At 71.4% G+C, this 24,321-nt stretch carries 26 protein-coding genes and 1 pseudogene; 20 read left to right on the top strand and 7 right to left on the bottom strand.

Going from position 1 to position 24,321, the window contains the following annotated elements; translation table 11 throughout:
- The first annotated feature begins 67 nt into the window (after window positions 1-67).
- From ABD191_RS26245 to ABD191_RS29350, 8 genes and pseudogenes are all read left to right on the top strand, one after another.
- Window positions 68-901 (top strand): hypothetical protein, encoded by an 834-nt coding sequence (locus ABD191_RS26245; protein WP_344087710.1) that lies wholly within the window; start codon window positions 68-70, stop codon window positions 899-901.
- Between the two features lie 21 nt (window positions 902-922).
- A complete protein-coding gene (locus ABD191_RS26240) occupies window positions 923-1,810 on the top strand; it encodes an LLM class flavin-dependent oxidoreductase (RefSeq protein WP_344087707.1) in 888 nt (295 codons plus the stop codon).
- Between the two features lie 79 nt (window positions 1,811-1,889).
- Entirely contained in the window at window positions 1,890-2,552 is a 663-nt protein-coding gene (locus ABD191_RS26235; protein ID WP_344087704.1) for a DUF7144 family membrane protein, read from the top strand.
- 168 nt (window positions 2,553-2,720) lie between these two features.
- A complete protein-coding gene (locus ABD191_RS26230; RefSeq protein ID WP_344087701.1) occupies window positions 2,721-3,398 on the top strand; it encodes a response regulator in 678 nt (225 codons plus the stop codon).
- Window positions 3,395-5,413: a sensor histidine kinase gene (locus tag ABD191_RS26225; RefSeq protein WP_344087698.1), complete on the top strand. Its 2,019-nt coding sequence runs from the start codon at window positions 3,395-3,397 to the stop codon at window positions 5,411-5,413. Before ABD191_RS26230 ends, ABD191_RS26225 begins: the two co-directional genes overlap by 4 nt.
- Before the next feature lie 240 nt (window positions 5,414-5,653).
- On the top strand, window positions 5,654-6,379 hold the full coding sequence (locus tag ABD191_RS26220; protein WP_344087695.1) for a LuxR C-terminal-related transcriptional regulator: 726 nt from the start codon (window positions 5,654-5,656) through the stop codon (window positions 6,377-6,379).
- Window positions 6,380-6,428: 49 nt separating this feature from the next.
- A complete protein-coding gene (locus tag ABD191_RS26215; protein ID WP_344087692.1) occupies window positions 6,429-7,208 on the top strand; it encodes an NRDE family protein in 780 nt (259 codons plus the stop codon).
- A 280-nt stretch (window positions 7,209-7,488) separates the two neighbouring features.
- Window positions 7,489-8,430, top strand: a pseudogene (locus tag ABD191_RS29350) (glycosyltransferase); the annotation flags it as partial.
- A 99-nt stretch (window positions 8,431-8,529) separates the two neighbouring features.
- Here the strand turns inward: ABD191_RS29350 and ABD191_RS29345 are convergent.
- A complete protein-coding gene (locus ABD191_RS29345) occupies window positions 8,530-12,147 on the bottom strand; it encodes an SCO7613 C-terminal domain-containing membrane protein (RefSeq protein ID WP_425560871.1) in 3,618 nt (1,205 codons plus the stop codon).
- 90 nt (window positions 12,148-12,237) lie between these two features.
- Here ABD191_RS29345 and ABD191_RS26205 point away from each other — a divergent pair, with 90 nt between their 5' ends.
- Both ABD191_RS26205 and ABD191_RS26200 read left to right on the top strand, forming a co-directional pair.
- A complete protein-coding gene (locus ABD191_RS26205) occupies window positions 12,238-12,525 on the top strand; it encodes a type II toxin-antitoxin system Phd/YefM family antitoxin (protein ID WP_344087686.1) in 288 nt (95 codons plus the stop codon).
- Window positions 12,522-12,809, top strand: a complete 288-nt coding sequence (locus tag ABD191_RS26200) for a type II toxin-antitoxin system RelE family toxin (RefSeq protein WP_344087683.1) — start codon at window positions 12,522-12,524, stop codon at window positions 12,807-12,809. Before ABD191_RS26205 ends, ABD191_RS26200 begins: the two co-directional genes overlap by 4 nt.
- Here ABD191_RS26200 and ABD191_RS26195 read toward each other — a convergent pair.
- Window positions 12,797-14,974, bottom strand: a complete 2,178-nt coding sequence (locus tag ABD191_RS26195) for a hypothetical protein (protein WP_344087680.1) — start codon at window positions 14,972-14,974, stop codon at window positions 12,797-12,799. The genes ABD191_RS26200 and ABD191_RS26195 overlap by 13 nt on opposite strands.
- Before the next feature lie 112 nt (window positions 14,975-15,086).
- Between ABD191_RS26195 and ABD191_RS26190 the strand changes: the two genes are divergently transcribed.
- The 5 genes from ABD191_RS26190 to ABD191_RS26170 all read left to right on the top strand — a co-directional run bounded on the left by ABD191_RS26190 (window position 15,087) and on the right by ABD191_RS26170 (window position 17,857).
- A complete protein-coding gene (locus tag ABD191_RS26190) occupies window positions 15,087-15,857 on the top strand; it encodes a hypothetical protein (RefSeq protein WP_344087677.1) in 771 nt (256 codons plus the stop codon).
- A 78-nt stretch (window positions 15,858-15,935) separates the two neighbouring features.
- Complete coding sequence (locus tag ABD191_RS26185; RefSeq protein ID WP_344087675.1) at window positions 15,936-16,160, top strand: hypothetical protein; 225 nt, start codon at window positions 15,936-15,938, stop codon at window positions 16,158-16,160.
- A 4-nt stretch (window positions 16,161-16,164) separates the two neighbouring features.
- Window positions 16,165-16,575 (top strand): type II toxin-antitoxin system VapC family toxin, encoded by a 411-nt coding sequence (locus ABD191_RS26180; protein ID WP_344087672.1) that lies wholly within the window; start codon window positions 16,165-16,167, stop codon window positions 16,573-16,575.
- A 623-nt stretch (window positions 16,576-17,198) separates the two neighbouring features.
- Complete coding sequence (locus tag ABD191_RS26175; RefSeq protein ID WP_344087737.1) at window positions 17,199-17,543, top strand: type II toxin-antitoxin system RelE/ParE family toxin; 345 nt, start codon at window positions 17,199-17,201, stop codon at window positions 17,541-17,543.
- Window positions 17,540-17,857, top strand: a complete 318-nt coding sequence (locus tag ABD191_RS26170) for a helix-turn-helix domain-containing protein (RefSeq protein WP_344087669.1) — start codon at window positions 17,540-17,542, stop codon at window positions 17,855-17,857. Before ABD191_RS26175 ends, ABD191_RS26170 begins: the two co-directional genes overlap by 4 nt.
- Before the next feature lie 96 nt (window positions 17,858-17,953).
- Here ABD191_RS26170 and ABD191_RS26165 read toward each other — a convergent pair whose 3' ends face one another.
- Together ABD191_RS26165 and ABD191_RS26160 are read right to left on the bottom strand one after the other, a co-directional pair.
- On the bottom strand, window positions 17,954-18,403 hold the full coding sequence (locus ABD191_RS26165) for a DUF4265 domain-containing protein (protein WP_344087666.1): 450 nt from the start codon (window positions 18,401-18,403) through the stop codon (window positions 17,954-17,956).
- A 477-nt stretch (window positions 18,404-18,880) separates the two neighbouring features.
- A complete protein-coding gene (locus tag ABD191_RS26160; protein ID WP_344087663.1) occupies window positions 18,881-19,378 on the bottom strand; it encodes a polymorphic toxin-type HINT domain-containing protein in 498 nt (165 codons plus the stop codon).
- 205 nt (window positions 19,379-19,583) lie between these two features.
- Here ABD191_RS26160 and ABD191_RS26155 point away from each other — a divergent pair, with 205 nt between their 5' ends.
- From ABD191_RS26155 to ABD191_RS26140, 4 genes are read left to right on the top strand one after another with little or no spacing between them, the layout of a single operon-like run.
- The gene (locus ABD191_RS26155; protein WP_344087660.1) at window positions 19,584-19,994 is read left to right on the top strand and encodes a YbaB/EbfC family nucleoid-associated protein; all 411 of its coding nucleotides are present in this window, start codon (window positions 19,584-19,586) and stop codon (window positions 19,992-19,994) included.
- Window positions 19,981-20,289: a type VII secretion target gene (locus ABD191_RS26150; protein ID WP_344087657.1), complete on the top strand. Its 309-nt coding sequence runs from the start codon at window positions 19,981-19,983 to the stop codon at window positions 20,287-20,289. The genes ABD191_RS26155 and ABD191_RS26150 overlap by 14 nt, the downstream gene beginning before the upstream one ends.
- The gene (locus ABD191_RS26145) at window positions 20,289-21,374 is read left to right on the top strand and encodes a WXG100 family type VII secretion target (RefSeq protein WP_344087653.1); all 1,086 of its coding nucleotides are present in this window, start codon (window positions 20,289-20,291) and stop codon (window positions 21,372-21,374) included. Before ABD191_RS26150 ends, ABD191_RS26145 begins: the two co-directional genes overlap by 1 nt.
- Window positions 21,374-21,688, top strand: coding sequence for a hypothetical protein (locus tag ABD191_RS26140; protein ID WP_344087650.1), 315 nt, complete (start codon window positions 21,374-21,376; stop codon window positions 21,686-21,688). The genes ABD191_RS26145 and ABD191_RS26140 overlap by 1 nt, the downstream gene beginning before the upstream one ends.
- Before the next feature lie 27 nt (window positions 21,689-21,715).
- Here the strand turns inward: ABD191_RS26140 and ABD191_RS26135 are convergent, their stop codons facing one another.
- Both ABD191_RS26135 and ABD191_RS26130 read right to left on the bottom strand, forming a co-directional pair.
- A complete protein-coding gene (locus ABD191_RS26135) occupies window positions 21,716-22,057 on the bottom strand; it encodes a winged helix-turn-helix domain-containing protein (protein WP_344087647.1) in 342 nt (113 codons plus the stop codon).
- A complete protein-coding gene (locus tag ABD191_RS26130; protein ID WP_344087644.1) occupies window positions 22,036-22,455 on the bottom strand; it encodes a hypothetical protein in 420 nt (139 codons plus the stop codon). Before ABD191_RS26130 ends, ABD191_RS26135 begins: the two co-directional genes overlap by 22 nt.
- 166 nt (window positions 22,456-22,621) lie before the next feature.
- Here ABD191_RS26130 and ABD191_RS26125 point away from each other — a divergent pair, with 166 nt between their 5' ends.
- The gene (locus tag ABD191_RS26125) at window positions 22,622-23,749 is read left to right on the top strand and encodes a M24 family metallopeptidase (RefSeq protein WP_344087641.1); all 1,128 of its coding nucleotides are present in this window, start codon (window positions 22,622-22,624) and stop codon (window positions 23,747-23,749) included.
- A gap of 88 nt (window positions 23,750-23,837) precedes the next feature.
- Here the strand turns inward: ABD191_RS26125 and ABD191_RS26120 are convergent, their stop codons facing one another.
- The gene (locus tag ABD191_RS26120; protein WP_344087638.1) at window positions 23,838-24,092 is read right to left on the bottom strand and encodes a DUF6458 family protein; all 255 of its coding nucleotides are present in this window, start codon (window positions 24,090-24,092) and stop codon (window positions 23,838-23,840) included.
- Window positions 24,093-24,321 lie beyond the last annotated feature (229 nt).

Raw genomic sequence — 24,321 nt, 5'->3', positions numbered from 1 at the left:
GTCCCCCATCGGGGTAGGGCGCGCGTCGCGGGCCGGAGGGCCGGGCGGACCGGGCTACCGTACGGATATGTCCGATGCACCGACCGTGACGGTGGAGTTCGTTGACGCCGAGACCGGCCAGACGATCGGCCGCAGCGAGATGCCGGCCACCACCCTCCCGCCCAGCTTCGCCCCCCGTACCACCGTGGATTTTGACGACTCGGCATGGCAGGTCGAGGGCGCCGATCCGGTCACCAGCGAGGAGTATCTGGCTCGCCGGCACCTCGTGCTGACGGTGCGCCGCCTCGGCGCCATCAGCAGCGACCAGATCCGGTACTCGCTGCCGACCATCTGCGACCCCCTGCCGCCCATGTTGCCGAACGCCCCGAGCGGCGAACTCCTGGAGCTGCACGAGGACGACTGGCGCCAGGTGGAGCTGGTCTCGGGATCGCAGGCCGACGCGGTGATGGCGGAGTTCGACGCGATCCGCCGGGTCTATGACGAGTACGGCATCGCCGGGCCGGACGGCATCCTACGTGGCTTCGGCAGCATCCACCTGCGGCAGCGCCTCACCGAGCCGCTGTCCCCCGCGCTGCCCGGCCGCAAGCTGCGCCAGCTGCTGCCCGAGATCAAGCACGTCTACCGGGGCGTCGGGTTCCACGACACCGCGGGCGGGGTGGCCGGGTCGTTCGCGCTCGGGCTGGGGCCGATCGCCATGTACGGCGTGACGGACTCGCAGACGGTGACGACGCTGGCGCTGCACCCCGACGACCGGACGACGCTGGGCGTGCTCGACTCGGTCGCGGCCGGCATCGCGACCGTGATGCGCGCCTTCGACCTGCTGTTCGTGGACTGGTGCCACTGCGGCACGGTGGACGCCGATCAGGTCGGCGACTACCTGCGCGCCGCGCTGCGCGTGTGATCCGACCCGTACGCTGTGCGCGTGCGGGTTGGCATCATCATTCTGCCGGACCAGCCGTGGTCGGTGGCCCGGCAGCGCTGGCAGCGGGCCGAGCGGTACGGGTTCCACACGGCGTGGACGTATGACCACCTGGGCTGGCGCGACCTGGTCGACGGGCCGTGGTTCGACGCGGTGCCGACGCTGACGGCGGCCGCCGGGGTGACCGACCGGATCCGGTTGGGCACGTTCGTGGCCAGCGCGAACTTTCGCCACCCGGTGCACTTCGCGCGCGAGGCGACCGCCCTGGACGACATCAGTGCGGGCCGGCTCGTGCTCGGCCTGGGCGCCGGCGGCGCCGGCTTCGACGAGCGGGTGCTCGGCGCGCCGGTGCTGACGCCGCGCCAGCGGGCCGACCGGTTCGCCGAGTTCGTGAGCCTGCTCGACCAGCTGCTGCGCGCCGACCGGGTCACCTGGTCGGGCCGGTACTACACGGCCGTGGACGCACGGTCGACACCGGGCTGCACCCAGCGGCCGAGGGCCCCGTTCATCGTGGCCGCGAACGGGCCGCGCGGCATGGCGCTGGCCGCCCGGTACGGGCAGGGCTGGGTGACCACGGGCACCAGGTCGGACGACCTCGATGAGTGGTGGCGGTCCGTGGCCGAGGCGGCGGCCCGCTTCGACGACGCGCTGGCGGCCGGGGGTCGCGACCCGGCCTCGATCGAGCGCCACCTGTCGCTGGACGCCGCGCCGGTGTTCTCGCTGAGCGGGGCCGGCTACTTCGCGGACGCCGTGGGCCGGGCGGCCGAGCTGGGCTTCACCGACGTGGCGACCCACTGGCCGCGCGAGGCCGGCTGGTACGCCGGACGGGAGGCGGTGCTCGAGGAGGTCGCCGGGACAGTCCTGGCGAACCTGCCGTCAAACCAGCCCTGACGGTGTAGCGTCCGCCTTATCACGTTGAATCAGCTTATGGGCAGCGTGACACGCCAGACTCCCACCGAAAGGGGCTGACATGGCGCACAGTGCGGGCCGCTCGTCCACCTCACGCGCGTGGGCGGAAGGCGGCATGATCTTCGCCGCCACGATGCTCATGATCATTGGTCTGTACCAGGTGTTCATGGGCATCGCGGCCATCGCCCGGGGACAGTTCTTCGTCGTGGCGCCGAACTACATCTACGAGATCGACACCACCGCCTGGGGCTGGATCCACCTCGGCATCGGCGTACTCGCCGCCGTTACCGGCTTCTTCCTGTTCACCCAGGCGACCTGGGCGCGGTGGGTCGGTATCGCGATGGCCGGCCTGTCGACCGTGGCGAACTTCTTCTTCCTGCCGTACTACCCGGTGTGGTCGATCGTGATCATCGCCCTCAACGTCTTCGTGATCTGGTCGCTGGCCACGGTTGGCAGCCGCGACCGCACCCCGGTCTGGGGCGACGAGACGGCCGGGGGCATGCCGCAGGGTGCCCCGATGCGCGGCGCGCCCGAGGAGGCCATGGCGGGCGGACGCTGGCCGTCGAACCCGGCGACCACGTCGACGTACGACACCGAGCCCAGCAAGGGCATGACGCCGCCGACCGGCGAGCCGGCCGACACCGCTCAGCAGGGCGCCCAGCAGGCCGCTCAACAGGGCGCGGCGGGTGCGACGCCGCCACGGCCGCCGACCCCGATGCCGTAACCGGTCCGGTCCCGCGACGCCGCGACCCGCCCAGGCGGGTGGCGGCGTCGCCGTCTTTCGCCCACCCCGCGCCTCGGCCGGGGCGCCACCAGGACAAACGCGAAAAAGTCCCACGTGGGGTCACGGCTCGTCTACCGCAACGGCCGCCCGCCACCTACCGTGACATGCGTGACTGCCCACCCGCCGCCCCGCCAGCAGCCCACCACCGTCCTGCTCGCCGACGACAACCCGGTCGTCCGGGCCGTCCTGCGGGACCTGCTGAGCGACGGCGGGCACATGTCGGTGGTCGGCGAGGCGGCCAACGGCATGGAGGCCCTGGAGCTCGCGGCGGCCCTGCGGCCGGACGTGACGCTGCTCGACCACCGGATGCCGCTGCGCGACGGGCTGTCGGTCGTCGTCGCGCTGACCAGCCACACCCGCGTGCTCATGCTGACCCGCAGCGCCGAGGAGGAGGTCGTCCTGCAGGCCGTGCGGGCCGGCGCCCTCGGCTACCTCGTGCACGGGCAGTTCAGCCCGGGCGAGCTGGTGACGGCCGTGCGCGCGGTCGCCAGCGGCGAGGCGCACCTGTCCCCCACGGCCGCCCGCGTGCTCATCCACGCCGTCCGTACGGGCGCCGCCCAGGAACCACCGCACACCCACCAGTACGGGCTGTCGCGCCGCGAGCGGGAGGTCATGGACCTCATCGCGCAGGGCATGTCCAACAGCTCGGTGGCCGTCCGGTTGTTCCTCGCGCCGAAGACCGTGCAGAACCACGTCAACCGGATCTTCGGGAAGCTGGGGGCGGGCAACCGGTCCGAGGCCATCGCGATCTGGCGGGGTGAGCCCACCGCCGCGCGGCACCCGTGAACCCTGCCGCCCCGGCCCGGCTGGCCGCCGGACAGCTCACCCTGACGTTGCGGGCTGCCGTGGTCGCCGCCGTCGTGGCGGTCGTCGCGCTCACCGGCCCGCCCGACGGTCCGGACCGGCCGTTCATCATCGCGGCGCTGGCCGGCATCGTCGCCAGTACGGGGACGGCGGCGCTGGCCGGCTGGGCGCCCCGCCGCCTGCCCGGGTCGGCCCGGCCCACCGCACTGCTCGTCGTGCTCGACACGGCCGTGACGCTGGCGGTCGCGACGTACGGGTCGGTGCCCCGGGGAGGGGCGGCGCTGGCCGCCGTGCTGGCCGCCGGGGCGGCCGCGTTCGCCGGCACCCAACTGGGCATCTGGGCGACCTTCGCCTGGTCGGCGCAGCTGCTGCTGTGCTGGGTGCTCGGCCTGGCCGGCCAGCCGTGGGTGACCGTCGCGATCGCGGCTTCCGGCCCGGCGGGTGCCGGGCTGGCCGCCGCCTGGGCCGGGGCCCGGCGGCGCCGCGCCGAGGAGCGCGCCCGGGCCCAGGAGGCGGCGGCCGCACTGGAGCGGGCCCGGCTCGCCCGCGAGATGCACGACTCGCTCGCCAAGACCCTGGACGCGCTCGCGCTGGGCGCCGCGGCCCTGCCGCTGACCCTCGGCGAGCCGTCGCGGGCCTCGCAGCTGGCCCAGACGCTGCGCGAGGGCACGCTCGACGCCGCCCGCGACGCGCGCGAGCTGCTCAGCGAGCTGCGCTCCGGCACGCTCACCATGCCGCTGGCCGACGCGGTACGCACGATCGCGGACGAGTGGGGCCGGCGCGGCTGGCGGGTAGAGATCGACGCGGCCCCGGTGGAGGCGCCGCCGACCATCAGGTACGAGCTGTGCTGGATCCTGCGGGAGGCGATGCGCAACGTCGAGGCGCACGCGGCGGCCCGCTCCGTCCACGTGCGACTGCGGCGTGACGGACGGCTGCTGACCCTCACGGTCGAAGACGACGGTACGGGGTTCGACGCGCCGGCCGACCTGCACACGCTGCCCCGGGCGGGGCATCACGGCCTCGTCGGCATGACGGAGCGTGCCCGGGCCAGCGGCGGCACGCTCGAGGTCCGGCGCCGGCCGGGCGGCGGCACCGCCGTGGTCGCGTCCGTGCCGGTGGACCAGCCGGCCGCGGTACCCGTGGCCGCCGGATCGCGGCACCCGGTGCGTTACCTCGCCGCCGGTACGCTCGTCGCCTGCGCGCTCGTGGTCGCGTTCGCCGCCGTCCGCCCGGGCGGGCCCGTACGGGGACCGGCCGCCGAGGGCGAGCCCAGCCGGGCGCCGACCCCGACGGCAGCCGGCATCGCCAGGCCCACGGCCGCGTCGGCCGCCTCGGCGACGGCGGGCCGGCCGGGCAGCACGCCGACGAGCCGCAGCCCACGCTCCAGCCCGCCGGTCGTGGCGAACGTGCGCCGTCCCGAGGTGACCAGCGTGCGCCTCGCGGGCGGCGGCGAATGGGCGGCCACGTTCACGAGCCCGCCAATGAGCACCACGGGCGGAATCCAGGTGATGGTCACCGGCGAGTTCCTCAGCCGGGCCACGGAGGTGCAGCTCAACGGCCGCACCGCGCTGGCGTTCGAGGTCCTCTCCGACACCCGACTCGGGGCGGTGCTGCCGGCGGACGTCACCGGCGGGTACCTCACGGTTCGCACGGCCGCCGGCGTCAGCGCGACGTCCGCCAACGCGAACCTGCGGTTGGACGGGCCGGGACCGGTCGTCACCCGGGTGATCCGGGTGGAGTCGTGCGCCGACCCCGAACCGGCCGGCTACACGCTGCTCATCGAGGGCACGGCGCTGGGTACGACCTACGCGGTGCGCGCCGACGGGGCGGGCATCAACCCGATCCAGGTGCTCAGCGACACGCAGGTGGCGGCGCGGCTGCCGGCCGGCAGGTCACCCGCGTCCATCACGGTCGCGACGTCGCGGGGCATGAGTTCCCCCGTGCGCTACGACGGCTCGCCGATCGTCACCAGCCACTCCTGCGTTCCGTTGTACTGAAATTCCGGCAGGTTTCTTTCTGGATCGGCCCCCAATTCCGCGCGGCCACGCACCCAAAATTCCTGGGTGCACGCCGACCGACCTACCGGTAAGTATGTGCGTCGAGGACCCCCGCCGACCTCCCCGGACGCACCCAACAACGGCCCCGCGACGCCCGGCGCACCCTTGGCCGGCGCTGCCCGCTGTGCTTGTCTCCGTCACACAGCGAGACGCGGCACCCTTCAGCATCCGGAGACAGCGATGGAGTCGGCCAGTCAGCACCGTGGGGCACGGATCGTGCCCCTTCTCGCCGCCCACCGGGAGAACCGCACGGTCACCGTGCGGGCCGCGCTCCCCGGCGACGTACTGCTCATCAGCCAGGACCCGGGGCCCTTGACGAGCGCGCTCGGGTCGGCGGCCATGGTGCGCAGCGTGCGCGCGGTGTCCACCGTCGCGGCCGCGGCCGGGCTACGCGCCTCGCTGATCGTGCTGCACACGAACACCCCGGCCGAACACACCCGGCAGGTGCTGCGGGCGCGGCGCGGCACTCCCGTCCTCGTCGTCGTGCGCCAGTTCCAGCCCGCCGAGGTGATCGCCACCCTCCGCGCGGGCGCCCTGAGCTTCCTGATCGAGGGCCACTTCACCCGTGCCGACCTGGCCGGCGCGGTGGCCGGCACCCTGCACGGGCACAGTCACCTCTCGGGCGCCGCGCTGACCGCCATGGTCCACCAGCTGCGCGACCCGGTGGCGGCGCTCGCCGAAGCGCCGGCCATGACCGGGCGGGAGCGGTCCTCGACGGCGGCGCTGTCGCGTCGCGAGCGCGAGGTCATCGACCTGTTGGCCGCCGGGCGGTCCAACACGGACATCGCCGAGGCCTTGACGCTGGCCGAGAAGACCGTCCGCAACCATGTCACGCGCATCTACCGCAAGCTCGGCGTACGCAACCGGCGCGAGGCCATCCGGCACTGGCACACCCACGGGGTCTAGCGGGTACGTGCCCGCCGCCCCGGCCGCGTGCGTGGCTAGGGTCAGGTGGGTGTGCACCGTCCTCCTGCGCCTCGACCCGGCCGCACCCTGGCCGCTGCTCGTCCTCGCCGTCCGCGACGAGTACCTCGGCCGCCCGTGGGACGTGCCCGGCCGGCACTGGCCGGCGCTGGGCGGCCGGCTGATCGGCGGCCGTGACCGCGTCTCGGGCGGCACGTGGCTCGCGGTCGACCCGCAGGCACCCGCTGTCGCCGCGGTCCTCAACGGCGAGCGGCTGCCCATGACCGGCACCCGACCGACGCGCGGGAGCCTGCCGCTGGCCGTCCTGGACGGCACGTTCGACCCCGCGCAGGTGCTGCCGGACGCGCCCGGCCGGCCAGGGTACGACGGCTTCCATCTGCTGCACGCGACGCCGGCGGGCGCGCGGGTGTGGTCGTGGGACGGCGTACGGCTGACGGAGCAAGCCGTCTCACCCGGCGATCATGTCCTGGTCAACGACGGGCTGGACGCGGCCAACGACCCGCTCGTGCCGCATCTGGCGCCGCGCCTGGCCGCGGCCGCGAGCCCGGACGTGGCCACGCCCGGCGAGGCGGCCGGCGCCTGGGGCGCGTGGCTGGATCTGCTCGACGACGGGCCGCTGCCGCCCACGGACCCGCGCGCGCTGCTGATCCGGCACCGGGTCGGCGACCGGCAGTACGGATCGGGTTCGGTGACGCTCGTCGGCATGGGCCCGGACGGGATCCGTTATGACTTCTGCGCCGACCCACTGCCGGCGCCGCCCCGGGAACGTACCTGGTCAACCGTGCTGTCGGTGCGCCGCTCACCAACATGAGTGATATGACCGTAATGTCCAAATAGTGGCAATCTTGGACAGACCGGTCGTCGCATCGCCGGCTCCCCCGCACAACTCCCGGAGCCCTTGGGGCACCATCCGTGTCGCGCTCGTGGTCGGCATTCCGCTCATCGTCGGTGCCGCCGTCTATCTCAGCCGGCTCCGCATCCCGTGGCTGATCATCTCGCTGTACGGGGTCGTCTCCATCAGCCGGGTGATCGTGCAGTCGTTCGCCGCCGCCGCGACGCGCCGCCGCCAGGCGACCATCACCGACACCCCCATGGTCTCGATCATCGTGGCCGTCCTCAACGAGTCCCCCGAGCTGTTCACCGCCGCGATGCGCAGCCTCGCGGCACAACGGTGGGCACGCTTCGAGGTCATCGTCGTCGACGACGGCTCCGCCGATCCGGCGCCGTACGAGGCCGTCTGCCGCGACCTCGGCTTCCAGTACGTCCACCAGCGCAACGCCGGCAAGCGGCATGCCCTGCACCGCGGCTTCGAGATGCTGCACCCGGAATCCGCGTACGTGCTGACCAGCGACAGCGACACCGTCTGGGCCCCGGACACCATCGAGCGGCTGGTCGCCACCATGCACGCCGACGGCCGGGTCGGCGCCGTCACCGGCCATGTGGACACCCTGAACCCCCGTGACTCGTGGCTGACCCGCCTCGTCGCCCGCCGGTACTGGCTGGCGTTCGAGGTCGAGCGCGCCGCGCAGGGCTACTTCGGCGCGGTGACCTGCGTGTCCGGGCCGCTGGGCGGCTACCGGCGCGACGTCATCGACCAGATCAAGGACCGGTTCATCAACCAGACGTTCCTGGGCCGGGTCTGCACGTTCGGCGACGACCGGCACCTGACGAACCTGGTGCTCGGCCTGGGTTACCAGGTCGCGTACTGCCGGGCCCACGCGTGGACGGAGGTCCCCACCCGGCTGCGCCCGTACCTGCGCCAGCAGCTGCGGTGGAACCGGTCGTTCTGGCGCGAGACCATCTGGACGGTCCGGGCGCTGCCGGCGCACGGGCCCTGGCTGAGCATCGACTGCCTGCTCACGGTCCTGCTGCCGTTCCAGCTCGCGGTCACGGTGGCGTGGTTCTTCTGGGCCACGGCCACCATCCACCTCATGTACCTGCTGTTCTTCCTCCTGACCGTGGTGGCCATGAGCCTGCTGCGCGTCATCCCCGCGATGATCGCGACCCGGCGGGTGGACTTCCTGCTCCTGGTCGCGTTCGGCCTGTTCCACCTCGCGGTGATCCTGCCGCTGCGGTTCATCGCGCTGGTCACCGTGGGCGCGGGCGCCTGGGGTTCGCGCGCCAGCGCCCCGTCAGCGCAGCCGGCCGACCGTGGCGCGCAGCCGGGCGAGATCGCGGCGGCGGCGCTCGAAGGTCGCCGCGATGACGAGCAGGAGCAGGCCGCCAGCGCTGAGCGGCACCCAGGTCGGCAGCCGCTGCCCCAGCAGCACCAGCTCGTGCACGGCGACGACGGCGAGCACCAGCCCGCCGAGCACGACCGGCGCCTGCAGACGGCGCACCGCACCCGCCACCACCACGGCGAGCGCGGCGGCGCCGAGCACCAGCCGCCGCACGGGATCACCTTCGGCCGCCAGGATCGGCGCGAGGCTGGGCAGGAACGCGACGGCGAGCGCCGGCCCGTAGGCCTGCCAGCTGCCCAGCACCGGCCGCGCACGCAGAGCGAGCCAGCCGGCGAGCAGCGCCACCGCGGCGAACGGAAGGGTGTACGCCTCGACCACGTCGACCGTCCGTGACGCCATGAACAGCCACCACGCGACGAGCGCGAGCCCGGCGGCCGACCCCACGAGGGCCCGCCGGGCGTTGGCCGCCGTACCCGGCACGAGCGCCCGCACCGCCACCACCGCGCCCCACACGGCGCTCACGACGGCCGCCTGAGCGAGCCGGTCGAGACTGGTCAGGAACGCCACGGCCGCGACCGCGTGGGCTCCCGGCTCCAGGACCCGCGCCGCCAGCGCGGCACCACGGCGCAGCGCGGTCGCGGCGGCCAGCAGCACCACGCCGCTGGCCACGAGCGCCGCCGCGACCCACGGCCGGGTCAGCCCGGCCGCCAGCGCGCTCGCCACCGCGAGCAGCGGCACCAGGACCGACACCCCCGCCCAGCCGAGCGCGCGGACCACGGCCGCCCGCCCGGCCGCGCCCACCACCACGGCGAGCACGAGCACGACGCCGAGCGCGACCAGCGTCGTCGCCTCGGTCGGCAGCAGTCCGGCCAGCCCGGCCAGCAGGATGACAGCGCCGACCACGGTCCACGCCACGGTCGCCGCGACCCGCGCGGGGCGCAGGGCCGCGAACGCGAGCGCGGCCACGCCGATGCCCAACGACATCAGCGGTACGGTCGGCCAGCGCGCGCCCAGGATCGCCGCGATCACGGGCGCCTCCAGCGCGGCCACCGGCAACGCCACCGCGACCAGGCCGGGCAGCGACGATCCGGGGCCCGTCGGCTGGTTCGACAGCCACCGCCGGCCCCGCAGGTCCACGAGGACGACCGCAGCGAGGAGCAGCAGCAGGACCGCGATCTCGGGCCCGCCGCCGATCGACTCGTCGCGCGGAAAGTCGTTGAACGGCCACGACGGCGGCGGCCGCAGCCCCACCCCGTCGGGTGCGCCGTCCCACACCGCGCTGAGCCACCGCCACGGCCGGACATACACCGCCGCTATCGCCACGAGGGCGAGCTTGATCGCCGGGTAGGCGATGAGGCCGGCCAGTACGCCGGGCACCGCCGCGCGACCCCCGACCTGGCCGGTCGTCGCCGGCAGCAACGCGGCGACCACGACGAGCAGGCCGAGCGCGGAATAGACGGCGGCCGGCTCCCCGGTGCGGCCGTCGGCAGCAACCCGGACGACCACGAAGGTCGCCAGCGACAGTGCGGTCACGGCGTACCAGGTGAGCGAGGGCGACCAGCGCGTGACGGCGAGCGTGCCGACGAGGGCGACCACGACGGCGGCCATCGCGAGGCGCAGCACGAGCGGCCCGTCGGCACCCGCCGCGGCGGCCGCCCCGGCGACCGCGCCGGGCAGCGCGAGCACCGCGGCGGCGGCGCCGAGCCCGCCGATCCACCGGCTGTTCTCCCGCGGGACGACCGCGGCGGCCACGCCGAGCAGCACGATGCCGCCGAGCGCGGCGGCCGTCGTGACCGGCCGCCACAGGCCCATGACGGCCGCGTGCGCCGCGAGGACCCCGGCCGCGACGGTCGCCAGGCGGGCGACCACCTCCCGCTCGGCCCGCAGCGCGACCGCCAGCAACGCGGCCGCGACCACCCCGTCGACCAGCGGGAACGACCACCACGGCCAGTACAGGTTGGCGGGCGCGATCGCGGCGAGCGGGACGAGGGCGGCGACGACCGCGTACGGCCGGGCTGGTCGCGGCACGGCCCACCCGATGGCACCCGCGAGGACGGCGAGAGCGACCGTCAGCTCGCCCGGCTCCCGGGTGACGTCCCACAACCGGGCGGTCGACGACCGCCACGCGGGCTCGATCGCGTCGATCACCGTGATCTGGTCGCGGGCCGCGAAGGCCAGCACGGCGAGCGAGACCAGGCCCAGCCAGACCGTCGCGCCGATCAACGGGCCCATCCGCCAGCGCGGCGGCAGGAACGTCGTGGCGACGGCGGCCAGGGCCACCACGACGGCGACCGCGGCGAGCGAGTAGTCCGGCACCGCCCGGGCGCCCAGCAGCCACAGGCTGGCGACAACCACGAACGTGCCGATCGCCAGGGACGCGACCAGCAGGGCGCGCTGGCCGGTCGCCGCGCCGGCCAACACCAGCGCCACTGCCGCGAGAACCGCCACGGCGACGACCACCGCCGTCTCGCCGACGTTGTCGCTCTCGAACATCGACCCCAGCAGGCAGAACCCGGCGATCGCCAGGGCCCCGGCGTAGAGCAGCCACGCGAGGACGCGCAGGCCCAACTCCGCGCCCCTACCCGTGCGGTGCAGCCAGCCCACGCCCGCGTTGAGCAGGGCCACCCCGAGCCACGCGGCCGCCCAACCGGCCAGCGGCGGCCTGCCGTAGCTGGCGAGCAGCGGGATGACCGGCTGGACGGCGAGCAGCGCCACGAACCGCGGCCCGGCCAGCAGCGGACGGCGGATCAGCCGGCCGAGCGCCCGGTAGCCCAGCGCCACGGCGGCCGTCGCGGCGAGCATCAACCCGGCGTAGACGTACCCGTCGAGCGCGCGCACGTTGCCCAGGTCAACGGCCCAGACCGCGTACCCGTCGAGGACCACCAGGAACAGACCGATGGCGGCGAACGTCTCCGCCGTGGCGGTCAGGCCCCGCCACGACGCGAGCAGCGGGATCGCGAGGGTCACCAGCGTGAAGCCGGCCAGGATGGCGGCCCGCGCGCCGATGCCCAGGTCGGCCCACGCGACGAGGGTGAACACGATCGCGCCGATGCCGAGCAGCAGCCCGCCGAGCGCGAACAGCACGTTCTGCATCGTCCGCGCGGACGCCTCCCCCGGCCGAGCGGCAGCCGTCGCAGCGGCGGGCGGGTGAGGCACGGAACCCCCGGGCGACACCAGACCACCGGCGGGCACAGGGCCGCCGGGCGGCACGGGACCCCCCGGAGGTACGGGTCCGGGCGGCGGGACGGTCACGGGGGCTGGCTGGCCGGCGACGCGCGCCCGGATCGACGCGACGAGCGCGTAGTGCCGCCGCTGCTCGGCGTACAGGGTGTGCTGGGCCACGCCGACGGCCTGCTGGGCAACCGCTAGCCGCTGTTGGGCCCGCAGCGCCTCCTGGTGCGCCTCGGCCAGGTCGGCGCGGGCCCGCTCCACGGCCGCCGCCAGGCGCGGCAGCTCGGCGTCCAGACGAACCACCTCGGCGGCCTCCGGGTCGCCCGGGCGCCCGCAGCTCGGGCACCCGTCCGACACGGTGGCGGGGGTGGTACAGAACGGGCACGGATACTCGGACACGGCGGGCTCTCCCTGGGGACGGGGTCCGCTCATGATGACGTACCGTCGCCACCGCTGGCGCCACGGCGACAGGTAACTATAATTCTGGTCATGACGACGATTCCGCTGGCCGATGCCAAAGCACGGCTGTCGAAGGTGCTCGACGAGGTGCGCGACACGCACGAGCGGGTGGTTATCACGCGTAACGGTCGCCCGGAGGCGGTCCTCATCGCCGTGTCGGACCTGGAGGCGCTGGAAGAGACCCTCGACCTGCTCTCCACGCCCGGCGCGATAGAGGAGATCCGGCAAGCCGAGGCCGACATCGCCGCCGGCGCCGCCGTCGACGCCGATCAGGTGCGCCGTGACATCGCCGCCCGGATCGAGCGCGAGGCCCGGTGAGCGACGGGGCGTACAAGCTCTCCCTCGCCGCCTCCGTCCGACGTGCCCTCGCCGAAGGACCGCCCAGCGGGCTGCCGTTGAACATCGCGGCGGCCGTGGCGGAGTTCATCACCGGACCGCTACTCGACAAGCCGTACGTCGTTGGCAAGCCGCTCACCCGCGAACTGACCGGCTTCCACAGCGCGCGCCGGGGCGCGTACCGGGTCGTCTACCGCATCGACGACCCGTCCCACACTGTCCACGTCGTACGGATCGACCACCGCGCCGACGTCTACCGCCCGTAGGAGCCCTCGGTGCGGAGGACCGTGATGGAGTACGGGGGGAGGGTGATCGAGTCGGCCGCGTCAACGCGGGTGTGGGCCGGGGGGTCGTTGCGCAGGGGGTAGCCGCCGTTGCGCTTGCCGTGCAGGGACACCCAGTCCCACTGCTCGCCGGAGTACTGGTAGACGTCCGCCGGCACGGCCAGTGGGCGGCCACCGGTGACGACCCGGACCGTCAGCGGGCGCTCCGGGTCCTTGTTCAGCAGGAGGACGGCCAGCCGGCCGTCCGGGCGGCGCGTCGCGTACGCCGTGACGAGCGGGCGCCTGCGCGCGTCGAAGAGGTCCGACGACGCGGCGAAGATGGCGTGGTCGCCGTCGCCCGGCTGGGCCCATTGGCGGGTCACCAGCTGGGAGGCGTGGAACGTGACCAGCGGGCGGATCTTCCAGTCGTTGTAGAACTGGAAGAGCATCAGGTTGCCCCACGTGTCGCACGGCTTGCCCTCGTCCTCCTGGAACACCCAGTTCGGTTCGAGGCCGTAGAAGTAGCTCGTCTCGCCGCCGAGCGCCAGGAAGTGCAGCGCGCTCTCCACGTTCACCATCGCCCCGGGCAGTTCCAGCTCCACCTGCCCGGCGTACGCGCTGTACCCGTACTCCGTAATGACTTTGGGTATGTCGCGCGGCAGGCCGGCGCGCTCCTGCCGGCGCAGGATGCTGGTGAGCATGCCCGGGTGCTGGGCGAGCGGCGTGGCCGGGTCGGCGCAGACGTCGTCGAACGGGTACCACTCGAAGGAGAAGAAGTCGAAGTACGCCATGGCGTCGCGCCGCTTCAGGTAGGCGACGAACCGGCCCGTCCACGAGTTCGAGCCGGACGCGTCCGGCCACGTGACCCAGTCGGGGATCGTCGTCTGGTAACCCGGGCCGCCCAGCTCCAGGGTCGGGTCCACGGCGCGGATCGCGCGACCCACCTGGAGATAGAGCGCGCCGTAGTCCTCCGGGGTCGCCAACTGGCCGTCGGGCTCCTCGCCCATCTCGACCCGGTGGAACGGGAAGCCGCGCCTTTTGAGATAGCGCACCAGCGCCGCCGCGTCCTCCGGTACGCCGTAGAGCACCGGGACCGGAATCATCATCGGCTTGCCCCTGGTGAGGCCGCTGGCGTACACGCGGGCGAAGCTGGCGTGCTCGTAGTCGCGGTCGATGTCGCTCGCGCGGTGCCACGGGTCCGTCGAGGACGTGTAGATGATGGTCTGGCGCTGCGACGGCGTGTGGCGCACGTGGTCTGTTCCGTTGCCGTAGACCGAGATCTCCCGGACCGCGAAGCCCAGCCGGTCGCGCACGTCCTTCGAGCCGGGCACCGCCGTGCGCGACGAGCCGCCGAGCAGGATCCGCACGAACTGCACGCGCAGGGGCGCCGCGGCCACGCGTACGACCTGGGTCTGACCCTGGCCCCGCGCGGCGGGTGAGGGAAAGTCGCGCCAGAACGCCCCCTGCTGGATGGGGAAGAGCGCGTCGTTGCCCGTCCAATACTGGACGTGGACGCGGGTGGCGAACGGGTCGCCCCACGCGATGCGGATCGTGTCGACCGGCACGGCGTGCGGGAACGCCACCATGACCCACTGGCGGTTGCGGTGCTCGGGCTCGCCGGTGAAGTGCGGGTCAAGGTAGGGATTGCTCTTCCAGTACGTGCGGGTGCTGCCGTCGGCGATGCGCGAGTACCCGTCGTTGTTGGCCTGGTCGATCGTGTTGCCGCGGCGCGGCAGGTGATAGCCGTACGAGACGCCCGGGTCGGTCGGCATCGCGTCGTCCGACGTCCAGTAGCCGCGGTCGCCCTCGCTGAACGTGCCGTGCGGGTTCCAGTGCCACGCTTTGACGCCCAGCTCGGTGCGCAGCCGGTAGCTGATCGACCCGTAACCGGCGGACTGCATCGCCTTGAGGTTCGTCTCGTTCCACGTCCTGTCGATCTCGCCGCGTTCCAGCCCGTCGACGCCCGCGCCGAGCGCCTGGCTGCCGTGCAGCGTGTTCACCTGCCTGCTCGTGTCGACGGTCACCGTCCCGTCGTACGGGCCCGCTGGAGCTTTCGTGGTCTCGCCCGCCCATTCGACGCCGACCAGGCCAGCCATGGTCGCGGCGACGAGCAGGACCAGGCCGGCCCTTGCCCTGCGCGGACGGGCATGGCGGTGCCGCTGGCTCATAGGGGTTCGGCTCCTCCGGAGGGGACGGATGGGGCTCTGGGTGCAACGAGCCGTCTCCCGGATCGGTCACCCCCTCCACGGACGGGTGACCCACCTGGCACAATCCGTTTCCATGCATGTGGGCCGATTCCTGGGCGTGGTGTGGGTACCCGCCGCAGCCGGACTCGGCCCGATCATCAGCCAGCGGCACGGCATCACCCAGTACCTCGGCGGCGCGGTCGCCATGTCGGCACCCTTCGTCGCCGCCTGGGCCCTGCACCGGCTCGACGACCGGCACGCCGGAAAGCCCCCGTACGTGGCCGTCCGGGCGGGACCGGCGCCGTTCGTGGGATTCTTCGTCGGCCTCCTCCTCGTGCTGGGCGCCTACGGCAACGCCGAGCGGTGGTACGGGACGCAGTTCACCTACGAGGCCACAGTCCGGGTGATCGGGTCGGGATGCTACGAGGTCGGCGACGACTGCGTGGAGTACGCCATCCTCGGCAAGCCCGACGGGACCCGACTGCCGCTCGAAATGTACGACCTCGCCAAGGACTGGCGGGCCGGCGACGAACTGACGGTGTGGTGGGACAAGCTCAACTACGCCTCACCGATCCCGGTCATGTATCCCGGGTCGTCCGAGCGGTACGACCGGTCACCGGCACCCGTACCGCTGTGGGGACTGCCGCTGATCGGGGCGCTGTATCTCGGGGCGGTCATCTACTACGCGCGGCGCGGATGGCAGCGGCGCAAGGTAGCGTCCGCCATCGAACGACGACAGCGACGCCGTAGGGCGGTGACCCGGCCACTGAAGCGCCGCGTCCCATCACCTCCGCAGGCCGTCGCCGCGCTCAGCCACCCGCCGCATGCATACCCGACGCCACCGAAGTCCAGCAGGCGCGCCTAAGTCGGCAGTCACCCGCTCCACATTCGGGGCTCTACGAGGTCACAGACGGCGGCCGGCCAGACGCCGTAAGCTGAGGTCATGAGCGTGACGCTTGATCTCCCCGAGCATGTGGTACAGCGCTTGACCGCCGAGGCCGACCGACGTGGCGTGGCGTTGGCCGACCTTATCGCTGATCTCGCCGCCCAACTCCCCGACTCCGACCAGCCGCGCCGCCGGCTCGCCTTCGTCGGGGTCGGCGCGTCCCGGTCAGGCATCTCCGAGCGGGTTGACGACCTCCTCGCCGAGGGCTTCGGGCGGGACTGAGCGGGTGCTGCTCGTCGATACCGGCGTGATCGTCGCTGCCGCTGACCGCACCGACACGCATCACCGCACATGCGCCGATCTGCTGCAGAACTTCGACGGCCCGCTGATCACCTCACCGCTCGTCATCGCCGAGGACGCCTACCTGATCAACCGTGAACTGGGACCGACCGCCGAGCAGGCCCTCTATACCGCCATCATCGACGACGCACTCATCGTGGAGACACTCACCCACACCGACTGGGTACGCGTACGCGACCTCGTCGGCCGGTACGCGAACCTGCCCCTGGGCGGCACGGACGCCAGCATGATCGCCCTGGCTGAACGCTTCGGCGTCGCCCAGGTCGCCACCCTGGACCGCCGTCACTTCACCGTGGTCCGCCCCGTCCACGTTCCGGCCTTGTCGTTGCTGCCCTGACGACCCCCGCCTCAGCCACTCGACGCCCAAGTCCCCCGATGGCCGTCACTCCGCCGCACCCGCAAATAGGCCACCGTCAAGGTCATCCCGCCCGGCTGGCTACAAGGTTTGTACTGGTATCAAGAGCGCCCAGCTATGCCGGACGCACGCGCGCGCTACACCTACGGCCCGCGCCCACGCATCCATGCAGCGGACCAGTCAGAACAAGCAAAGCAGTCCAAACCGGGCGTGCCGCCGTCGGCGGCGACATAGTCCGCGCCGGCCTCATATCTGCCCATTTCAATTATCGCTACCAGCCGAATCCTTGCTGAGATCACTTCATTCGACACCTGACAGCAACCGTGACAGCAACCGCCACGCGCACCCACGACCGCAGGGTCATTGCGTAGGGTGGTGCGGCGCGAGCCTACGGGGCTGTTCTCCCGGTCAAGGGCGCTGCGCGTCACTGGCGTGACCGCCCTGCGGGCCAGGCCACTCGTTGACCGCGAGCCACAACGGCCCCTATGGCAGGTGGTGCGGGCGGGCTGTCGACCTTGCCCGGCGCACCGCGCCGCACCATCGTGACGGTTCCCCCAAGGTTTACCGCTCGCTATACTCGCGAGGTGGATGGGGGCGAGTGGTAGATCTACGTCGTCAACGAGGTCCGCGACTGGATCGACGGTCTCGACGACGCGACCCATGCCCGGATCGTGCAGGCCATCGACCTGTTGGCCGAGCACGGACCGGGGCTGGGTCGGCCGTTGGTGGACACGATCCACGGCTCGGCGGTGGCGAACCTGAAGGAGCTGCGGCCGGGCACGGTGCGGATCCTGTTCGCGTTCGACCCGTGGCGCTCAACGATCCTGCTCGTGGCAGGCGACAAGGCGGGCCGGTGGAACGCCTGGTACGCCCAGGCGATCCCGCTGGCCGAACAGCGCTACGAGATGTACCTGAAGGAACGGGCACAGGAGCAAGGAGGTAGGCCGTGAGCGGACACGTGCGGTGGAGCGACATCCGCGCCCAGCAGGTGGCGCGAGCCGGCGGCGAGGACGCCGTGACGGCCGGCAAGGAAGAACTGCTGGCCGAGGTAGTCGGACACCGGCTGGCCGAGATCCGCAAGGCCCGCGGCCTGACCCAACAGCAGGTCGCCGACCGGATGGGCGTCACCAAAGGCCGGGTCTCGCAGATCGAACAGGGCAAGGTGTCCGGGCAAGACGTGTTGGCCCGGTTCGCTCTGGCCCTGGGTGGCCGGCTGCACCAGGCGATCTACTTCGACGACGGCGACATCGCCGCCATCGCCTGAACACGGACAGCGGTCCAGGCATGAACGAGTCTGCCCCTGCCGAGCTGTGACAGGCTCGACAGACCGGTGGGCTCAAATCTGCTTTACCAGGTCAAGTCAGGCATTCCACCAGGCATCAGTTCCACAGCCGACCTCGTAGTCCCACCACCCCCGCTCGCACCCCGACTCCAGGTGCCTCTTGATAGCGGCGAAGTCCGCGTCGGCAGGAACGTCGAAGGCCACCATCGGAAACGATTCACTAAAGGATTCACCGCCAAGCATAAACTCGGCGAATGCCTCGTGTACCGATCGCGCGCTCCGACCCAGCGGCCCATCCGGGATCGGCACGACCCTGATCACGCACTGTCCCGAAGCGGCGACTCTGCCGACCGCCCAGTTCACCCCGGACGCATCCGTAGTGAACCTCACGATGTCGTTCATCGCGACACCGTCCTGCAGGAAGGCAACGTTCCTGATGCGGGCGGTGTCTGCAGACAAACGGATCGCCCATAGATTCTCGCGATCGTAAGGAAGCCAATCCTCACGTGGTACGAACTTGAACAGCACCCTGATGGCATCGCCATCCGGCCGAGAGTGTAGTTCTGGCGAATCCGATGTCACGAGGAGCCAACCGTCAAAGGACTTCTGCCCATCGTCAGTTGCTCCAGCCAAAGACCAACCAGCATGACATCGCGTCTACCACACATCCTTTACGTTGCCATCAGGACCTATTTCGACCCCGGCATCGTCCATAATTTGATCATCCCATTGATCTAGCGGTGTGTCATTCTTCCAGTTGTTGCACGGTCCGCATGCAGGCGTGAGATTGTCGTCGGTAAGGTCCCACCATGCGCCCTTGCCTCTACGTGGTCCACTTGCTGAGCTTCGTTTTTTCGGCAGTATGAGCAAAGAGGTGTCGGCTTGGCCGGGTCTGCGTTTTCCGATATTGAAGTCTTTGAGGATGCTTGGAGTAATTCGCTTCTTTGCACCCGCCCCGTTGCTTGAACCGGCCGGGACGTCGTAAATCGGCTCCCCGTTCAGCCCTCAAGCAATCGGCCGCCGGTTGACGTTGTGCACGAGTACCGGTGTCGTACCCGCCAGTACATAGTACGTGTGGGTGTTGGCGACGGTGAGGTCGCGCATCCAGTCGAGGCCGGTCCAAACCTTGATGGCGGTGACAATCTGCGTCGCACGGCCCTGAGCGTCCCGGAGGTGGGTACCGACGGTCAGTTCCTCGGCATCGACCCACTCCCGCTTGTCCGCGTTCCAGAACGGGTGACGGGCCGTGGTGTGAAGTGTCGTCGTCTCGCCCGTTGCCTGATCGGTAACGGTGACATCGACCAGCTCAGTGTCCTCATTGTTGTGCACCGCCGTGACCGGCTCGGCGAGGTTGTTCACGATGCTCGTGCGGTTGGACGCCGCGTCGTAGCTGTAGGTCGTGACGATCGAGGACGGGCTCGTCCACGTCTTCAACCGGCCCAGGCCGCCGTCGTCACGCCGCTGCCGGTCTCCTCCGTGAGCTGGCTGGGCGTCGAGCGTCAACTTGCCGGGACTCGATCAGGCTCCACCTATTGAACGTCGATAGAGCACGGTCCCTCCCTTCGGCCAGCCGCGTCTGGTTGCCCTACCGATCCCCGCGGAGTCGGACCGTGGTGGTGCTGAGTTATCCACAGCTGGTGTTTAGGAAAGCTGCCTCAGTTATCCACAGCCGCAGCGATGAGCCTCACTGCGTCGATACGTTGTCGCGATGGACGAGGCAGCCATCTTCGGCGATCTCCAAGCAGTGCGCTCCAAGGTAGACGCGTGGCAGGCGTCGATCGAGGTCCGCGCCGCGCGAGCCCGTGAGCTGTCCGCGCGGCTAACCGGCCTGACCGCCACCGCCCGTGACCGCGACGGCCTCATCGCCGTCACGGTCAACCGCGGCGGTGTCGTCACCGACCTGCGCCTCGACGACCGGGTCAACGCCGTGCCACCCGCCCAGCTCGCTCGCGCGATCCTGGCGGTCATGGCCGGCGCGCAGGCAATGCTCGTCGACCGGGTCCGCGCGGCGGCCACCGAGACCTACGGCGCCCACAGCGAGTCAGCCCGCGCGGTGGTCGCGTCGTTCGCTCAACAGCTTCACGGCGTACCACCGGAGGACCACGATGGCCGGCGGTGACGGCACCACCGTCACCCCCGACGAATTACGCGCCCACGCCACCCACGTCTCGCACGTCGCCGGGCGGGTCGCGCTCGCCCGCCAGGCCGGCGGGGTCGTCCGCCTCGACGCCCAGGCGTACGGGAAGCTCTGCGTAGTCCTACCCACGGCGCTCGGCCACCTACAGGACGCCGTACTCGACGCGCTCGACTCCGCGAACACGTCACTGAACGACACCGTCGAGCGCCTACGCACCGCCGCCGCCTCGTACGAAAACACAGACGTACGGGCCCGCAACCGGTTGCGGGGCGACTGATGAGCGTCAACGTGAACCCGCTCGTCGCCGCCCGCGTCGACCCCGACGTCAAGCCGTGGACGGGCATCTGGCTGGCCGAGGACATCGAACTGCTCGTCCAGGGCGTGCGGTCCAACAACTGGGTCGACACCAGCCTCGGCGCGATCGGCGCCACCCTCGACGGCCTCGCGTTCTACTCCGACCCCGCCTCCACCCTCCTGCAGTACGGCCTGTCCTGGCTCATGGAGCAGGTCGCCCCGCTGCGCGAAGCCCTCGACTGGCTCGCGGGTGACGCCGCCCAGATCGCCGCCCATGCCGCCACATGGCGCCGCGTCGCCGCCGACCTGCGCACGACCAGCACCACGCTCGGCGACCACATCACCGTCGACGTCGCCGACTGGGGCGGCACCGCCGGGCCGGCGTACCGCGCCTGGTCCGGCGAGCAGCGCGGCGCGCTGTCCGCGTTGGCGCAGGCCGCCGAGGCGATGGCCGTCATCACGGAATGCGCCGGCTTCGTGGTCAGCGCGGTCCGCGCCATGGTCCGCGACGCGATCGCGATCGTCGTGTCCCGCTGCGTCGTCTACGCCGTCGAGGAGGTCGGCACGCTCGGGCTGGCGACGCCGCTCGTCATCGAACAGGTCAGCACTCTGGTCGCCGCATGTTCCGCGAAGATCGCCAAGTGGCTGCGCGGCCTCATCCAAAGCTTGGAGAACCTCTTCCCAGCCCTCCGGAAGCTCGTTGGACTCGTCGAAAGGATCAAACAGTATTTTCGCCGGGACAACACTGAAGTACCCTTCGGCGACCAACACGATCGTCCACCGCCGAAGATCGGCGGGCCAAAAGAGTTTGATCCACAAGAACTGCGCGGACTGACAGTCGATGAGGTGAAGGCTCGGATACCTGATGATTGGATCCGCAGCCCGTCATCCAAAGGCGGTGGCGAGTTGTTCATCGACCCATCCAATCGGGGCCGGCAGATCCGTATAATGCCTGGATATCCCCCGAACACGCGACCCGACCCGCTGACCTGGGGCCCGTACGCCGTTGTATCCCAAGGAGGAAACAGGCCCGTGAAGGTTCCGCTGCACGGAAACCCGACGCTGTGATGACGTCGGACCGGTCGGATTGGCTCGCCCAAGAAATCAGTGATCTCCTGGATGTCTCCGCCGTCGGGCTCTACGAGTTCATGGAATTCCTCAACGATCCCGACCAGCCACTCGCGATGTCGCAGCGTCGGGCGATCGCCCTGCAGGCATTGGAACGACTGATGCAAGAACCTGGAATGCAACTGCATTGGCGGCGTTGGTCACAGTTTGACGACCTGGGCCATGTTGCTTTAGGAGACCTTCCTGAAGCCGCGTGGGACCCACCCCGCGAGACGGACGGCCTTTATGTCGCGATCGAACGACGAGCAGGATAGCCTTCGTCGGCGACGTGACTTGTTCTTCTAAGGTCGACCCGGGTCCTCGCTGCCGATGAGCAGTTGGAGCGTTTCGCGGTACTGGCGGAACGCGGTCCGTCCCTGGTCGGTGAGGGAGAACCACGTACGCGGTCGTTTTCCCTCGTACCCCTTCACGACGGCGACGTAGCCGGCCGCCTCGAGCGTGGCGATGTGCTTGGACAGCAGGGAGTCGCTGACCTCGACCGTGTCGCGCAGGAAGCCGAAGGTGATGCGGTCCGCGCCCGCCAGCGCCGCCATCACCGACAGGCGCACCGGCGCGTGGATGACCTCGTCGAGTTGGTGTCTGGGGTGAACGCGGTTGTCGGTCATCGGCGCGCGGTCCGCCATGCCAGTACCATGAACGGCAGCGCCGGCAGCACGCCCACCAGGACACCCCATGGCGTGAGCCCGTCCGGCACGACGAAGCGGTTCAGGACGATGGTTACCACGGCCAGAATGATGCTGGCCCAGACGGTCCGTTCTTCACGCCGGTTGTCGCCTCGGTCGACGACGCGGCGCCGGAACGTGATGAGCACGAGGATGGCCGTCACGACCAGCACACCGGGGAGCACGTAGTCGTCGGCGGTCCCGGGGAAGGCCTTGAGTCCGATGTAGAACGCGGCTGTGAAGGCCGCCATGGTCAGGGCAGCGGCAACGGGCCACCAGCGGTCGCGTCGCACGCGCCGGCCGACGCGGTCGATCTCGCTCAGCGCCGTCCGCGGGTCCATGTCCGGGGATTCGGTCATGTTTCCATGGTGGCATCTACTTCACCGTCGTTCAAGTAGAAGAATCCCGCGACGGACCATTCGGGGCAGCCGCCGGGGCCAATCTGCGCCGTAACCCCGGCTCCCTTTCCAGCGCTAAGGCCAATCTCAGCGAGAAAGGCGACCGCGCCGTGCGACGATTCGTGAGGTGGGAGCGGAACAGCCGGTCGCGTTCACGGCCGACGATTATCGGGCGCGGATCAGGCGGGCCGTCGACGAGGCCACCGATGCCGGACTGGCCGGCCTGCTGATCACGCCCGGCCCGGACCTTACCTACCTCACCGGCTACCGGCCGACCGCCATCACCGAGCGGCTCACCGTGCTCGTGCTGGGCCAGGACACCGAGCCGACACTGCTCGTACCCGTCCTGGAAAGGCCGGACGCCGAGGCCGCCACGGGCGCGCCGGCCCTCACCCTGGCGGACTGGCGCGACGGCCAGGACCCGTACGCGGTCGCGGCGCCCCTTCTCAAACCGGGCGCCCGCTACGGCATCTCCGACTCCACGTGGGCGATGCACCTGCTCGGCCTTCAGCACGCGCTGCCGGAGACGACCTACGCGAGCCTCACCCAGGCGCTGCCCATGCTGCGCGCCGTCAAAGACCCCCACGAGCTGGGCCGCCTCGCCGCGGCGGGACTCGCCGCCGACGAGACGTTCAGGCAGATGCTGGGCGTACGCTTCGCCGGCCGTACCGAGAACGAGGTCGCCGCCGACCTGGCGCGCCTGCTGCGCGAGCACGGCCACAATCAGGTCGACTTCACGGTGGTCGGTTCGGGGCCCAACGGGGCGAACCCGCACCACGAGGCCGGCGACCGGACGATCGCCGAGGGCGACATGGTGGTGCTCGACTTCGGCGGCCTCAAATTCGGGTACGGCTCGGACACGACCCGAACGGTGCACGTCGGCGAGCCGACCGACGAGGAACGCGAGGTCCACGACATCGTGCGCCGGGCGCAGCAGGCCGGCTTCGACGCCGTCGCGCCGGGCGTACCGTGCGAGGAGATCGACCGCGCGGCCCGCAAGGTGATCACGGACGCCGGCTACGGGGAGTACTTCATCCACCGCACCGGCCACGGCATCGGGCTGACGACCCACGAGCCGCCGTACCTGGTGGAGGGCGAGCGCCGGCCCCTCGTGCCGGGCATGTGCTTCTCCATCGAGCCGGGCATCTACCTGCCGGGCCGGTTCGGCGTACGCATCGAGGACATCGTCACCTGTACGCCCGACGGCGGGCGGCGCCTCAACAACACGCCGCACGAACTCGCGATCGTGAGCTGACCCCGCCGGCCATGGCCTCCGGTCGGCCCGCGCAGACACAGACGGCCCCGCCGCGCACCGCGGCGGAGCCACCTGGAGCTGTGCAAACTCAGTAGCGGGGGTCCTCCGGCACGTCGTACGTGGTGTCCGTCCGGGTCGTCGCGACCGGGGTTCGCGCGTCCGACACGGACGTAACGGTGCGCCGGCGGTTCCAGATCGTCATCGTGAGGATCAGGCCGACGACTCCCGCGACCATCAGCACCCAGCCGACGACCTCCAGGTCAAGCCAGCCGACGGACACGTCGACGGCGAACGCGATGATCGCGCCGACCGCGATCAGAAATATGCTGCCACCGATACCCACGGCGTACTCCTCCCACCTCCGCGACCTTCAACGCGGACCCTCGCCCAATACCCGCCCCCGCCTGCCTCCCAAACCCCGCCGCCCCGCTCGCCTCCCGCACCGCGACGCCGCCCCCACCGCAACGTCCCTGCAAAGTGCGCACTGTGGCGGCCACCGGCGCGTCCGAAGCCGCCGAAGTGCGCAGTGAGGATGGTGGGGTGACTGGGCGGGTCGGCTGACTCGCAAAAGC

The organism is Luedemannella helvata (genome assembly GCF_039528415.1).
In the GTDB taxonomy this organism is placed as follows: Bacteria; Actinomycetota; Actinomycetes; order Mycobacteriales; family Micromonosporaceae; genus Luedemannella; species Luedemannella helvata.
This window is presented reverse-complemented; position numbering and strand designations above follow the sequence as displayed.

Excerpts from the sequence above, each read along its gene's own strand:
- ABD191_RS26245 (WP_344087710.1), top strand. The coding sequence starts at position 68 with ATGTCCGATGCACCGACCGTGACGGTGGAGTTCGTTGACGCCGAGACC.
- ABD191_RS26235 (WP_344087704.1), top strand. The coding sequence starts at position 1,890 with ATGGCGCACAGTGCGGGCCGCTCGTCCACCTCACGCGCGTGGGCGGAA.
- ABD191_RS26220 (WP_344087695.1), top strand. The coding sequence starts at position 5,654 with ATGGAGTCGGCCAGTCAGCACCGTGGGGCACGGATCGTGCCCCTTCTC.
- ABD191_RS26205 (WP_344087686.1), top strand. The coding sequence starts at position 12,238 with ATGACGACGATTCCGCTGGCCGATGCCAAAGCACGGCTGTCGAAGGTG.
- ABD191_RS26195 (WP_344087680.1), bottom strand. The coding sequence starts at position 14,974 with ATGAGCCAGCGGCACCGCCATGCCCGTCCGCGCAGGGCAAGGGCCGGC.
- ABD191_RS26190 (WP_344087677.1), top strand. The coding sequence starts at position 15,087 with ATGCATGTGGGCCGATTCCTGGGCGTGGTGTGGGTACCCGCCGCAGCC.
- ABD191_RS26185 (WP_344087675.1), top strand. The coding sequence starts at position 15,936 with ATGAGCGTGACGCTTGATCTCCCCGAGCATGTGGTACAGCGCTTGACC.
- ABD191_RS26155 (WP_344087660.1), top strand. The coding sequence starts at position 19,584 with ATGGACGAGGCAGCCATCTTCGGCGATCTCCAAGCAGTGCGCTCCAAG.
- ABD191_RS26150 (WP_344087657.1), top strand. The coding sequence starts at position 19,981 with ATGGCCGGCGGTGACGGCACCACCGTCACCCCCGACGAATTACGCGCC.
- ABD191_RS26145 (WP_344087653.1), top strand. The coding sequence starts at position 20,289 with ATGAGCGTCAACGTGAACCCGCTCGTCGCCGCCCGCGTCGACCCCGAC.
- ABD191_RS26140 (WP_344087650.1), top strand. The coding sequence starts at position 21,374 with ATGACGTCGGACCGGTCGGATTGGCTCGCCCAAGAAATCAGTGATCTC.
- ABD191_RS26135 (WP_344087647.1), bottom strand. The coding sequence starts at position 22,057 with ATGGCGGACCGCGCGCCGATGACCGACAACCGCGTTCACCCCAGACAC.
- ABD191_RS26130 (WP_344087644.1), bottom strand. The coding sequence starts at position 22,455 with ATGACCGAATCCCCGGACATGGACCCGCGGACGGCGCTGAGCGAGATC.